Genomic DNA, 12,990 nt, shown 5'->3' on the forward strand with positions numbered 1-12,990 from the left:
GGCCCGCACCGCTCCACACCGCCCGATCCCCGAAAGCCGAGGAGTACCCGCCCGTGTCCCGAACCACCCTCCGGCGGGGGGCCGTCGCCGCACTGTGCGCGGCGTTGCTCCCCGTCGTGCCGGCGGCCTCCGCGTCCGCCGCGCCCAGACCCCCGTCCCCGCCCTCGGACGCGAAACTCGCGAAGGAGCCGGCCCGGCACGACCTGACCCGCGAGCAGTTCTACTTCGTGCTGCCCGACCGGTTCGCGAACGGCGACACCTCCAACGACCGGGGCGGGCTGACCGGCTCACGGCTGGAGACCGGGTTCGACCCCACGGACAAGGGGTTCTACCAGGGCGGCGACCTCAAGGGCCTCACCCAGCGGCTCGACTACATCAAGGGGCTCGGCACCACCGCGATCTGGCTCGCCCCGATCTTCAAGAACCGGCCCGTCCAGGGCACCGGGGACAACGCGTCGGCCGGCTACCACGGCTACTGGATCACCGACTTCACCCAGGTCGACCCGCACTTCGGAACCAACGCCGACCTCACGAAGCTGATCGACAAGGCCCACGGCAAGGGCATGAAGGTCTTCTTCGACGTCATCACCAACCACACCGCCGACACCGTCGACTACGCCGAGAAGAAGTACGGCTACAAGCCCAAGGGGGCCTTCCCGTACCTCGACGAGGACGGACGACCCTTCGACGACACCGACGGCATGGCGGAGGTGGACGCCGGCTCCTTCCCGTACACCCCGCAGAACACGGGCAAGAAGGTCCCCTCCTGGCTCAACGACTCCACGATGTACCACAACAGGGGTGACTCGACCTACGCGGGCGAGTCCACCGAGTACGGCGACTTCTCCGGCCTCGACGACCTGTGGACCGAGCGCCCCGAGGTCGTCTCCGGCATGGAGAAGATCTACGAGAAGTGGGTCCGTGACTTCGACATCGACGGCTTCCGCATCGACACCGTCAAGCACGTCGACCTCGACTTCTGGACCCAGTGGGCCACCGCCCTCGACGACTACGCGGCGAAGCGGGGCCGCGAGGACTTCTTCATGTTCGGCGAGGTCTACTCCGCCGACACGGCGATCACCTCGCCCTACGTGACGCGGGGCAGGCTCGACGCCACACTCGACTTCCCCTTCCAGGAAGCCGCCCGGCAGTACGCCTCCCAGGGCGCCCCGGCCTCGGAGCTCGCCGCGGTCTACGGTGACGACTACCGCTACACCACCGGCAAGGCCAACGCCTACGAGCAGGTGACCTTCCTCGGCAACCACGACATGGGCCGCATCGGCACCTTCCTGAAGCAGGACAACCCGAAGGCCGGCGAAGCCGAACTCCTGGACCGCGCCCGCCTCGCCGACGAGCTGATGTTCCTCGGCCGCGGCAACCCGGTGATCTACTACGGCGACGAACAGGGCTACACCGGAGCGGGCGGCGACAAGGACGCCCGCCAGACGCTGTTCGCCTCGAAGACCGCCGACTACCTCGACGACGACCAGCTCGGCACGGACCGTACGCACGCCTCCGACGCATACGACACGAAACACCCGCTCTACCGGACCGTCGCTGCCCTGTCGAAGCTCACCCGGGAGCACCCGGCCCTGCGCGACGGCGTGCAGACCGAGCGCTACGCCCAGGACTCCGTGTACGCCTTCTCGCGGACGGACACCAGGCGCCCGTACGAGTACGTCGTCGCCGCCAACAACGCCACCGAGGCAAGGACGGTCGAGTTCGCCACCGAGTCGGCGGGCATGAACTTCCGTTCGCTGTACGGCGGTTCCGGTGCCGTCCGCAGCGGCGCCGACAAGGCCGTCAAGGTCACCGTGCCCGCGCTGTCCAGCATCGTGCTCCGCGCCGACAAGCCGCTCGGCGCCCCCGCCACCAAGCCCTCGGTCACCCTGAAGGCCCCGGCCGCCGGAGCCACCGGCACCGTCGAGATCAGCGCCGACGTGGACGGCGGAGACCTGAACCGCGTCGTCTTCGCCGCGCAGACCGGCAACGGCAAGTGGACCACTCTCGGCTCCGCCGACCACGCCCCGTACAAGGTCACCCAGCACCTGGGCGACTCGGTGAAGGCCGGGACCCCGCTGCGGTACAAGGCCGTGGTGATCGACCGCGCCGGACGCACCGCGAGCGCCCTCGCCTCCACGGCCGCCGGCCAGGCGCCGCCCGCCCCGAAGCCCGTCGCCGTCGAGCGCGACCACGCCGTCGTCCACTACAAGCGCGCGGACGGCGACTACGAGGGCTGGCAGCTGAAGTCCGGGGACAAGAAGGCCGACTTCATCGGCCGGGACGCCTACGGCGCCTTCGCCTGGATCGACCTCGACGAGGGGGCCTCCTCCGTCCCGTACACGGTCGAGAAGGACGGGACCGCCGACGGTCCCGAGCGCACCGTCGACCTCGCCAGGACCGGTCAGGTCTGGGTCCAGCAGGGCAAGGACGAGCAGGCCACCGAGGCTCCCGAGACCTCGCCGCAGGACACCACCAAGGCCGTCCTGCACTACCACCGCGCCGACGGTGACTACGACGGCTGGGGCCTGCACACCTGGACCGGTGCCGCCGCTCCCACGGACTGGGCCAAGCCCCTGCGGCCCGTGAAGACCGACGCCTACGGGGTGACCTTCGAGGTCCCCCTCACCGACGGCGCCACCTCGCTCAGCTACATCCTCCACAAGGGCGACGAGAAGGACCTCCCCAGCGACCAGTCCCTGGACATCGCGTCGCACGGGCACGAGGTCTGGATGCTCGGCGGGAAGCCCGGCTACCTGCTGCCGCAGGCCGGAGGCGTGCCGACGCCCGACCTCACCAAGGCCGAGGCCCAGTGGATCGACGCGCACACCGTGGTCTGGAGGGTGAAGGCCACCGACGCCACCAGCCAGCAGCTCGTGTACGCGAAGAACGGCGGCATCTCCGTCGTCGACGGGGCGCTCTCCGACGAGGGACAGTGGCTCCGGCTCGGCGCCACGGAACTGACCGACGCGCAGAAGGCGAAGTACCCGCACCTGAAGGACTATCCGGCCTTCACCGTCGACACCCGCGACCGGGACAGGGTCCGTGAGTCACTGCGCGGCCAGCTGATCGCCACCCAGCGCGCCGCCAACGGCGCCCTGCTCGCCGCGACCGGCGTGCAGACGGCGGGCATCCTGGACGAGCTGTACGGGAAGGCCGCGAGCGGCGCCGCCCTCGGCCCCGTCTTCCGCAAGGGCAGCCCGACGCTCTCCGTCTGGGCGCCCACCGCCCGCACCGTCTCGCTCGAACTCGACGGGAAGACCCTCCCGATGCGCCGGGACGACCGCACCGGTGTCTGGTCGGTCACCGGGAAGAAGAGCTGGAACGGCAAGCCCTACCGCTACGCGGTCCAGGTCTGGGCCCCCACCGTCCGGAAGCTGGTCACCAACAAGGTCACCGACCCCTACTCCACCGCCCTGACCACCGACTCCGCCCGCAGCCTCGTCGTCGACCTCGACGACCCGAAGCTGGCCCCGCGCGGCTGGACCGGCCTGAGGAAGCCCGCCGCGACCCCGCTGCGCGACGCCCGGATCCAGGAGCTGCACGTCCGCGACTTCTCGGTCACGGACACCACCTCGAAGCACCCCGGTGAGTACCTCGCCTTCACCGACACCCGCTCCGACGGCATGAAGCACCTCAAGGAGCTGGCGGACTCCGGCACCAGCCACGTGCACCTGCTGCCCGTCTTCGACATCGGGACCATCCCCGAGAGGAAGACGGACCAGCAGAAACCGGCCTGCGACCTGTCCGCCCACGCCCCCGACTCCGAGGAGCAGCAGGCCTGCGTCTCGAAGGCCGCCGCCAAGGACGCCTTCAACTGGGGGTACGACCCGCTGCACTACACGGTCCCCGAGGGCAGCTACGCCTCCGACCCCGACGGCACGAAGCGCACCGTCGAGTTCCGGCGGATGGTCCAGGGGCTCAACGGCGCCGGGCTGCGGACCGTCATGGACGTGGTCTACAACCACACCGTGGCCTCCGGGCAGGACGACAAGTCCGTTCTCGACAAGATCGTGCCCGGCTACTACCAGCGGCTCCTGGAGGACGGCACCGTCGCCACCTCGACCTGCTGCGCCAACACCGCGCCCGAGAACACCATGATGGGCAAGCTCGTCGTGGACTCGGTCGTCACCTGGGCCAAGGAGTACAAGGTCGACGGCTTCCGCTTCGACCTGATGGGACACCACCCCAAGGCCAACATCCTCGCGGTCCGCGAGGCCCTCGACGAGCTGACCGTCGCGAAGGACGGCGTCGACGGGAAGAACATCATCCTGTACGGCGAAGGCTGGAACTTCGGCGAGATCGCCGACGACGCCCGCTTCGTCCAGGCCACCCAGAAGAACATGGCCGGCACCGGCGTCGCCACCTTCTCCGACCGGGCCCGCGACGCCGTGCGCGGCGGCGGCCCCTTCGACGAGGATCCCGGCGTCCAGGGCTTCGCCTCCGGTCTCCACACCGACCCCAACAGCTCCTCCGCCAACGGCACCGAAGCCGAACAGAAGGCCAGGCTGCTCCACTACCAGGACCTGATCAAGGTCGGTCTCACCGGCAACCTCGCCGACTACACCTTCACCGACACCCAGGGCCGCACGGTCAAGGGCTCGGCCGTCGACTACAACGGCGCCCCCGCCGGATACGCGGCGGCGCCCGGTGACGCGCTCGCCTACGCCGACGCCCACGACAACGAAACCCTCTACGACGCCCTCGCCTTCAAGCTCCCGGCCGGCACCACGGCAGCCGACCGGGCCCGCATGCAGGTCGTGGCGATGGCGACCGCCGTACTCTCACAGGGCCCGGCGCTCTCCCAGGCCGGAACCGACCTGCTGCGCTCCAAGTCGCTGGACCGCAACTCCTACGACAGCGGCGACTGGTTCAACGCACTGCACTGGGACTGCCGCAAGGGCAATGGCTTCGGCCGGGGACTGCCGCCCGCCGCCGACAACCAGGACAAGTGGTCCTACGGAAAGCCGTTGCTGGCCTCCGCCGCGCCGAGCCCCGGATGCGCGCAGATCACGGGCGCGTCCGCCGCGTACCAGGACCTGCTCACCATCCGCACCACCGAGAAGGACTTCGGTCTCGCCACCGCCGGGCAGGTGCAGGACACCCTGTCCTTCCCGCTCTCCGGCAAGGAGGAGACCCCCGGAGTGATCACGATGCGCCTGGGTGAACTGGTCGTCGTCATGAACGCCACCCCGGGCACGCAGCGCCAGGACATCCCCGGACTCGCGGGGAAGCAGTACGCCCTGCACCCCGTCCAGGCGTCGGGTGCGGACGCCACGGTCAAGAAGTCCTCGTACGAAGGGGGGACGGGCAGCTTCACCGTGCCGGGACGCACGGTCGCCGTGTTCTCCCAGCGCTGACGCACCCCTCCCACGGCCGGTCCCCGGCTCCGCGCCCTCTCCGGGCCGGAGCCGGGGACCGGCCTGTCCGCGTCGTGGGCACTGTCTTGTGCCGGCGGTCCGGGCACGCGAAGCTGAAGCCGTACGCGTGCATGCACGCCGTACACGTATGCGTACTCGTCCCCGCAGTCAGGAGCGCTTGATGCCGCAGATCACCGTCGACTACTCCGCCGGGCTCGACGACGGCTTCGACCGCCGCGGCTTCGCGCTGGCCCTGCACCCGCTCGTCGCCGAGACCGTGTCCACCAAGGTGCCCGCCTGCAAGACCCGGTTCCACCGGGCCGAGGACACCGTCGTCGGTGACGCCGCGGCGGGCGGCTCCGTCGTGAACGTCTCGATCGCGATGCTGCCCGGCCGGACCCCCGAGATCAAGGCGCAGCTGACACAGGCCGTCCTGGAGCTGCTGGCCGGGTATCTGAAGCCGGCCGACGGCCTCACTGTCCACGCCTCGGCCGAGGTCAGGGACCTGGACGCCTCCTACCGGAAGAACTGAGGCAGCCGCTGCGGCGGCGGGGCCGGTGCGGCTGGCACCAGGACGGAGAGCCTGGCGAGCAGTTCACCGAGCGGGCCGTCCGCCGGCTCCTGCGCGAAGACCCGCAGCATGATGCCGGCCATCTCCTGGTCGTACGCGGCGCTCACCGCCGCCAGTGCCGCGAAGTCGTGCACCAGCTGCAACTCCAGTTCGGCACGCGGAACGCGCTTCCCGTCGAGCCAGAGCAAAGCGGTCGACTCGGCCAGCGAGACCCAGGACCGCACGACGAACTCCAGCCGGGCGGACGGGGACGCCACACCGAGATGCGCGACGATCTGCTCGTACGCGACCCGCCTCACCTCGTCGGCGAGGGCGTCGGCCGTGGAGGAACCGCCTGCCGGGCCGCCTCGCACCAGCGCGGCGAAGCCCGGACCGTGCTCCTCGACGAAGTCGAAGAACCGGCGCATCACCCGGAGCAGCCTGGCCCCCAGGGGCCCTTCGTGGGCCTCCAGGAAGCGGCCTGCCAGCTCGTCGGCGGCCCGCTTCAGCGCCGCCTCGTACAGGCTGCGCTTGCCCGGGAAGTAGTGGTAGACGAGCGGCCGCGAAATACCGGCAGCCGCGGCGATCTCGTCGATCGACACCTCGTCGGGCGAACGGTGGCTGAACAACTCCAGTGCGACGCCGATCAATTGGGCCCTGCGTTCGTCGACACCCATTCTGCGCCGCACCCCGGTCGTCATGCCGGACAGCCTAACCGTGCGGGGCGGGCGGCCCGCCGCCGCACTCCGGCCGGGGGATCAGCGCAGGGAACCCACCCGGCTGCCGTCCCTGAGCAGCCCGTGGAGCCGGGGCCGGACGCCCTCCCCGGCCGGCAGCACCAGCAGTCTGCCCTCCGACCGGCCACTGACGCCACCGGTCACGGACAGGGACGCGAACTGCCGGGAACCCGCAGCCAGTACGTACCACCGTCCGGACGGCGACCTCCACAGCACTCCCGCCAGCACCCGCGGCCTGCGTGCTCCGCAGTCCGGTGAGTCCTCGGCGCGTGCCGCGACCGCTCCCGGGGCTCCGACGCCCCCCGACAGCCCGGGCGGGGCCTGGAACTGTGCCATGACCCTGCTGCCCGTGCCCCGCCAGGTGTCCGCCCTGGTGCAGGACCACAGGGCGCTCCCCCCGCCCTCCGGCAGCCGCTGCTTCGCATAGGGCCAGGAGTTCACGGAGCGGACGCCGCGGGACCGCAGCGCCGGCAGGAGACAGGCGGTGCGCGCCCAGCTCTCCCGCTCGGCCCGGCCCGACACGTCGTGCGGAGCGGACGGCGCGCCGGAGGTGAGACGTACGGGTGTGAGCTCACCGAGGTCCGTCATCAGGCGCGCCGCAGCACCGTCCCGCAGCTCCAGTGCCTGCCAGGAACGGCAGTGCACCCCGCCGTCCTCGGTCCCTTCCTCCGGCCCCGCCGGAGGACCCGTCAGCGGATCCGTCACCCCGTGACGGTCGCGGGGCAGCGGCCGGGCGGCCTCGTGCGGTGCGAGCAGGTCCCGTACGCCGGCCTCCCGTGTCCAGGGCGCGGTCAGATAGCGGATCCGTCCGGCGCGGCGCTGCACCACCAGCGCGCCCGCCGCCACCGCGTCCGCGCCGTCCACCCGGGCGAGGTCCAGCGCGGCGCCCCCGGCCGGATCGGCGTTGCGCGGTTCGGTGTAGCGCACGACCCGCAGACCGTCGTGGAACAGCACCACGGCCGCCGCGCCGACCTCGCCCGCGTACAGCAGCTGTGGTGGTCCCGCCGGCGGACCGTCGGGCGTCCCGGGTGCCGACGACGAGACCACCGCCGGGCCGGGCCGCGTCCACGCGGCGAGTGCACGGCCCAGCAGACGGGTGTCCCCGGCCCGGTCGCCGCGCGTGGGCCAGACGGTGAAGTCCCTGCGCACGGAGCCCCGCCAGAGCCCGTCGGGCACCCGGCGCAACGCCGCGGGATCCAGGGCCTGCCGGGTGGCATGGTGGCGCGCGTGGAACGGCGCGGAAGCGGGGCGCGGCCCGCCCAGGCCGTCCTCCGGCAGAAACAGCAGCGACCCGCAGACCAGCAGGGCGCCGGCGCCGGCCAGGACGGCACGTCCGCGCCGTCGGCGGCGGACCGGATCGGCAGGCCTGGCCTGCAGGGAACACGGGTCGAACTCCGGTGAGGCCAGCAGGGCGTAGGACGCCGTGAGCGCGTCGGCCTCCAGCAGCGCCGCCCGGGGGTCGGCGACGCCCGCCGCGTCGAGGACCCGGCACACCTCGGAGTCGTCGAGCCCTTCGAGCCCGCGCAGCACGTGCGCGGCCCGGCAGGGCGCCGACGCCTCGGCGAGGGCCTGCTCCAGAGCCAGCTCGGCAGCGCCGCAGGAGTGCGGAAACAACCGCAGCCCCCACACCTGGGGCACCAGGGGCGGGAACTGCGCCCGCCGGGGCCGGGCGAACCGGAACAGCGGCAGCCCCGCCTCCAACGCGGAACGCAGCACCCGCAGGCGCGCGTGCGCGTACGCGTGTTCCGGATCCGGGCCCCGCCCGCCGGCCAGGGCCCGGTGAGCCAGCCGGTGGGCCGACAGCACCCGGCGGTTACGGCCGGGAGAGGGCGCCAGCACCAGATACGCGATCCGCGCCAGCCGGGCGTAGTGCTCGGCGGACACGGTCCCGGCACGTCCCCCGCCGGCCTGCTCCGCATACGGGAGGCCGGCGGACGGCGGTACTGCTCGCAGAGGGCGCATGTTCAGCTGAACGAGCGAATGGTGCGATGGTCACCTCGGCAGGTGCGCTCCGGAGGGGGCCGGGCGGTTCGCCCGCGCGAGCCGGGGTGCCGGACGCTTCCTCCCCGGGACCCGCGTACACACGGGCGACCACCCGGCCCCTCCCGTCCGGACCGCCGCGGGATCCGTGCGGGTGGAGCACTCAGCGGCGCCGGGCTCCGCCGCCGAGCGGCTGCCCGGTGCTCAGCCCCGGTCGAGGTAGGCGAGGACCGCGAGCACGCGGCGGTTGTCGTCGTCCGACACGGGCAGGCCGAGCTTGCTGAAGATGTTCGAGGTGTGCTTGGCCACCGCCCGCTCCGTGACCACCATCTGCGAAGCGATCGCCACGTTCGAACGGCCCTGTGCCATCAGCTCCATGACCTCACGCTCCCGGGGCGTCAGGCCGCCCATCGGTTCGTCCGCCGAGCGCCGTGACAGCAGCTGCGAGATGACCTGCGGATCCATCGCCGTACCGCCGGCGGCGACCCGGCGCACCGCGTCGATGAACTGGTCGGCGTCGAACACCCGGTCCTTCAGCAGGTAGCCGATGCCGCCGTTGCCGTCGGCCAGCAACTCCCTGGCGTACAGCTGCTCCACGTGCTGCGACAGGACGAGCACCGGCAGCCCGGGTCTCTCGCGGCGGGCGGCCAGCGCGCACTGCAGGCCCTCGTCCGTGTGGGACGGCGGGAGCCGGACGTCGACGACCGCGACGTCCGGCTCCGCCTCCGCGAGCGCCCGGGTCAGTTCCGGCCCGGTCTCGACAGCCGCCACGACCTCGAAGTCATAGGCTTCGAGCATCCGTACGAGGCCGTCGCGGAGCAGGAAGAGATCTTCGGCTAGGACAACGCGCAAGGGATCTCCATGGTCACCATGGTGGGGCCGCCCGCAGGACTGCTGACGGCCAGTACGCCGTCGAATGTACCCAGCCGGCGTTCGATTCCGCTCAGTCCCGAGCCGGTTCCGACGGCCGCCCCGCCCTTGCCGTTGTCCGTGACGGAAACACGCAGCATGCCCTCGGCATGGTGCATGTCCACCCAGATCCGGTCGGCGTCCGCGTGCTTCACCGCGTTCGTCAGGGCCTCGCTCACGGCGAAGTACGCCGCCGACTCGACCGGCGCCCCGGCACGGCCCGCCAGTTCCACCGTCACCTCCGACGCGACGGGCAGCCGCAGGGCCAGCGCCCTCACCGCGTCCCCCAGCCCACGCTCGGCCAGTACCGGCGGGTGGATGCCCCGTACGAGGTCACGCAGTTCGGTGAGGGCTTCGGCGGAGGACGCACGGGCCATCGCCAGCAACTCCTTCGCCTGCGCGGGGTCCTTCTCGACGAGTGCCTCGATGGTGCCGAGGTTCATGCCCATGGCGACCAGCCGGGCCTGCGCCCCGTCGTGCAGATCCCTCTCGATGCGCCGCAGTTCGGACGCCGCCGTGTCCACGGCCTCGTGACGGGTCTCGGTGAGCCGGTCGATGCGCTGCGCGAGCTCCCCCTGGGTGGGTGCCAGCACCGACCGGGCGAGCACGAAGTGCAGCCGCAGCAGCGGCTCGGCGGCCCACAGCCCGATGACGAAGACCGCTGCGCCGAGCCCCGCGGCGGCCAGCCCCGTCGCCTGACTGCTGACCGGCACGAAGCCGTACCAGTACGTGCTGTCCTCGAACACCCGCCACAGTCCCGCCGCCAGGACGAACCCCTCCACCGGGAAGGCCAGCAGCGCGAAGGCGAGGATCAGCAGCACGTACCCCGCCGTCATGTCGAGCAGCAGCCACCGCAGGTCCCGCCAGGTCGCCGGATCCTTCAGCAGCAGCGTGGTGCGTTCGACCTGCCCGGTGAAACCGGTGCGCAGATCCTTCGGGAACGGCCGGTAGGGGACGGGTACACGGATGCCCGACCAGGCCCCCGCGAGGCGCCGGCGCTGATCGGCGTGCTTGCGGACCGCCTCCGTCAGCGCCGGCGTGGTGACCAGCCCCACGCCCAGCAGGACGAGGACGATCGAGAGAAGGGACAGAACGAAGAGAACGGCCGAGCCCGCGAGGCTCACGAACGACAGGGTGAACGCCCGCCCCCCGGCCAGCAGCGCACTCCGTATTCGGCTCCTGGCCGCATTCATGATGATGTCTCCCTTTTCCGGGCCCCCGTCGGATCCCGTTCGACGCCCAGTCTCGCCTGTGGAGGGGGATCACCGTCAGCCGTTCCGCCCCCCGGCGGGGGGTGTACCTGGCACCACCACCGGAACGGCTGGAGGCCCCGGGACCACTTGGGTTCCAGGGGTCTCCAGCAGGAGCGGTGCGCGTCAGGGCGCGTACTTGTACCCCACGCGCCGCACGGTCTGGATCACCCTGCGGTGCTCGGCCCCCAGCTTTCGGCGCAGCCGGGCCACATGGACGTCGACGGTGCGCCCGTCGCCCACATGCCCGTAACCCCAGACCGTCGTCACCAGCGAATCGCGGGTGTGCACCCGGTGCGGGTGCGCCACCAGGTGTGCCAGCAGCTCGAATTCGAGGTAGGTGAGGTCCAGGGGGACCCCGTCCACGGCGGCGGTGCGCCGCGAGGGGTCGATCCGCACGGGACCGCCCGCCGGAGCGCCGGCCACCGGCTCCGGCACGGGCTCCCGGTGCTGGGCGGACGCGACGGCCCCGGCCGGAGCCGGCTGCCGGCCGGCGGGCACGAGCACCAGGTACCCGACCATCGGCGGCCGGCCCGGCAACGCCGGCAGGGTGTGCTGGGGTGCGGGCAGCCAGGTGGCGCCCGGCGGCAGGAAGCCGGCCACGTCCGCGAGCCCGGCGACCTCGTCACGGTCGACGGCACGCAGCCGCTGGCGGTCGGGGGAGGAGGGACGACGGGCGGCGGTGGGGGCCGCAGCGGAAACCGCGGGCGCCGCGAGGGCGGCGGACGCGGTGGGGAAGGTACGGGTGTTCGCCATGGGTGTCAGCTCTTTCGCGCGAGGAGTCGTCGAGGACGTACGTCGTACGCGCGGGCCGAAGGCCGGGGTGAGGCGGCTTTAGAGGGCCTGCGCGCTCCACGCGCGGCAACACACCCGGTCGAAGTCATGGTGCTGACGGGAGGGCCAGAACGGTTCGAGGTCGCTGCGACCCGACGTGGTGTGCTGGAAGCCGGCCATGACCCCATTGAAGCAGAGATCGGCGCCGCGCAGCAGGGCCCTCCCACCTGTCGGTACGGAGCACCGTGTCAGGCGCTCCACGCACCCTCCCGCACCGTCCGGGCACGCCGGAGGGGCGCCCGTGTGCGGGCGCCCCTCCGTGCCGTGCCGATGCCGGATCAGACCTGGCCGGCCTTCTCCAGCGCGGTGCAGCAGGTGTCGACGATGAGCCGCGTGACCACGTACGGGTCGACGTTGGCGTTCGGACGGCGGTCCTCGATGTAGCCCTTGCGGTCCTGCTCGACCTGCCACGGGATGCGGACGGAGGCGCCGCGGTCGGAGACGCCGTAGCTGTACTCGTTCCACGGGGCGGTCTCGTGCAGACCGGTCAGGCGGTCGTCGATGCCCGCGCCGTAGTTCTTGACGTGGTCCATGGGCTTCGAGCCCTCACCCAGCGACTCGCAGGCGGTGATGATCGCGTCGTAACCCTCACGCATCGCCTTGGTGGAGAAGTTGGTGTGCGCACCCGCGCCGTTCCAGTCGCCCTTGACCGGCTTCGGGTCGAGCGTCGCGGAGACGTCGAAGTCCTCGGCGGTGCGGTACAGCAGCCAGCGGGCGATCCACAGGTGGTCGGAGACCTCCAGCGGGGAGACCGGGCCGACCTGGAACTCCCACTGGCCGGGCATGACCTCGGCGTTGATGCCGGAGATGGCGAGGCCCGCCTTCAGGCAGTTGTCCAGGTGCTTCTCGACGATGTCGCGGCCGAAGATCTCGTCGGAGCCCACACCGCAGTAGTAGCCGCCCTGCGCGGCCGGGAAGCCGCCCTCGGGGAAGCCGAGCGGACGGTGGCCGTCGAAGAAGGTGTACTCCTGCTCGATGCCGAAGACCGGCTCCTGGCCCGCGAACTGCTCGGCGACCGGACGCAGCGACGCGCGGGTGTTGGACTCGTGCGGAGTCATGTCGATGTTGAAGACCTCGCACAGGACGAGGATGTCGTCACCGCCACGGATCGGGTCCGGACAGGCGAAGACCGGCTTCAGCACCCGGTCGGAGGCGTGGCCCTCGGCCTGGCTGGTGCTCGAACCGTCGAAGCCCCAGATGGGCAGATCCGCCACGTCCTGCGCGGGACTGCCGGCCATGATCTTCGTCTTGGAACGAAGCTTGGCGGTCGGCTCGGTGCCGTCGATCCAGATGTACTCAGCCTTGAACGTCACGGACGCCATCCTTTGCGGGTGCTGCGGTCTATGGTGCGCAGCTTGGCAAGGTGCGAT

8 protein-coding genes are annotated in these 12,990 nt (G+C 71.7%); 2 read left to right on the plus strand and 6 right to left on the minus strand.

What is annotated here, in order from left to right; all coding sequences use genetic code 11:
* Nucleotides 1–53: 53 nt before the first annotated feature.
* Both pulA and ACF1FZ_RS06820 read left to right on the plus strand, forming a co-directional pair.
* Complete coding sequence (pulA, locus tag ACF1FZ_RS06815; RefSeq protein WP_391772299.1) at nt 54–5,360, plus strand: pullulanase-type alpha-1,6-glucosidase; 5,307 nt, start codon at nt 54–56, stop codon at nt 5,358–5,360.
* 181 nt (nt 5,361–5,541) lie between these two features.
* Entirely contained in the window at nt 5,542–5,892 is a 351-nt protein-coding gene (locus tag ACF1FZ_RS06820) for a 5-carboxymethyl-2-hydroxymuconate Delta-isomerase (RefSeq protein WP_391772300.1), read from the plus strand.
* Here the strand turns inward: ACF1FZ_RS06820 and ACF1FZ_RS06825 are convergent.
* The 6 genes from ACF1FZ_RS06825 to glnII form a co-directional block, all read right to left on the minus strand.
* Nucleotides 5,877–6,611, minus strand: a complete 735-nt coding sequence (locus tag ACF1FZ_RS06825) for a TetR/AcrR family transcriptional regulator (protein ID WP_391772301.1) — start codon at nt 6,609–6,611, stop codon at nt 5,877–5,879. The two genes, ACF1FZ_RS06820 and ACF1FZ_RS06825, sit on opposite strands and share 16 nt — an antisense overlap.
* A gap of 57 nt (nt 6,612–6,668) precedes the next feature.
* Nucleotides 6,669–8,609 (minus strand): hypothetical protein, encoded by a 1,941-nt coding sequence (locus tag ACF1FZ_RS06830; protein ID WP_391772302.1) that lies wholly within the window; start codon nt 8,607–8,609, stop codon nt 6,669–6,671.
* A gap of 222 nt (nt 8,610–8,831) precedes the next feature.
* Nucleotides 8,832–9,479: a LuxR C-terminal-related transcriptional regulator gene (locus ACF1FZ_RS06835; protein ID WP_391772303.1), complete on the minus strand. Its 648-nt coding sequence runs from the start codon at nt 9,477–9,479 to the stop codon at nt 8,832–8,834.
* Nucleotides 9,464–10,729, minus strand: a complete 1,266-nt coding sequence (locus tag ACF1FZ_RS06840) for a sensor domain-containing protein (protein WP_391772304.1) — start codon at nt 10,727–10,729, stop codon at nt 9,464–9,466. Before ACF1FZ_RS06840 ends, ACF1FZ_RS06835 begins: the two co-directional genes overlap by 16 nt.
* Nucleotides 10,730–10,912: 183 nt before the next feature.
* Complete coding sequence (locus ACF1FZ_RS06845) at nt 10,913–11,542, minus strand: winged helix-turn-helix domain-containing protein (protein ID WP_391772305.1); 630 nt, start codon at nt 11,540–11,542, stop codon at nt 10,913–10,915.
* 356 nt (nt 11,543–11,898) lie between these two features.
* On the minus strand, nt 11,899–12,933 hold the full coding sequence (glnII, locus tag ACF1FZ_RS06850) for a glutamine synthetase (RefSeq protein WP_391772306.1): 1,035 nt from the start codon (nt 12,931–12,933) through the stop codon (nt 11,899–11,901).
* Nucleotides 12,934–12,990 lie beyond the last annotated feature (57 nt).

It is taken from the genome of Streptomyces sp. NPDC014623 (genome assembly GCF_043088245.1).
Classification (GTDB): Bacteria; Actinomycetota; Actinomycetes; order Streptomycetales; family Streptomycetaceae; genus Streptomyces.

Excerpts from the sequence above, each read along its gene's own strand:
- ACF1FZ_RS06820 (WP_391772300.1), top strand. The coding sequence starts at position 5,542 with ATGCCGCAGATCACCGTCGACTACTCCGCCGGGCTCGACGACGGCTTC.
- ACF1FZ_RS06825 (WP_391772301.1), bottom strand. The coding sequence starts at position 6,611 with ATGACGACCGGGGTGCGGCGCAGAATGGGTGTCGACGAACGCAGGGCC.
- ACF1FZ_RS06830 (WP_391772302.1), bottom strand. The coding sequence starts at position 8,609 with ATGCGCCCTCTGCGAGCAGTACCGCCGTCCGCCGGCCTCCCGTATGCG.
- ACF1FZ_RS06840 (WP_391772304.1), bottom strand. The coding sequence starts at position 10,729 with ATGAATGCGGCCAGGAGCCGAATACGGAGTGCGCTGCTGGCCGGGGGG.
- ACF1FZ_RS06845 (WP_391772305.1), bottom strand. The coding sequence starts at position 11,542 with ATGGCGAACACCCGTACCTTCCCCACCGCGTCCGCCGCCCTCGCGGCG.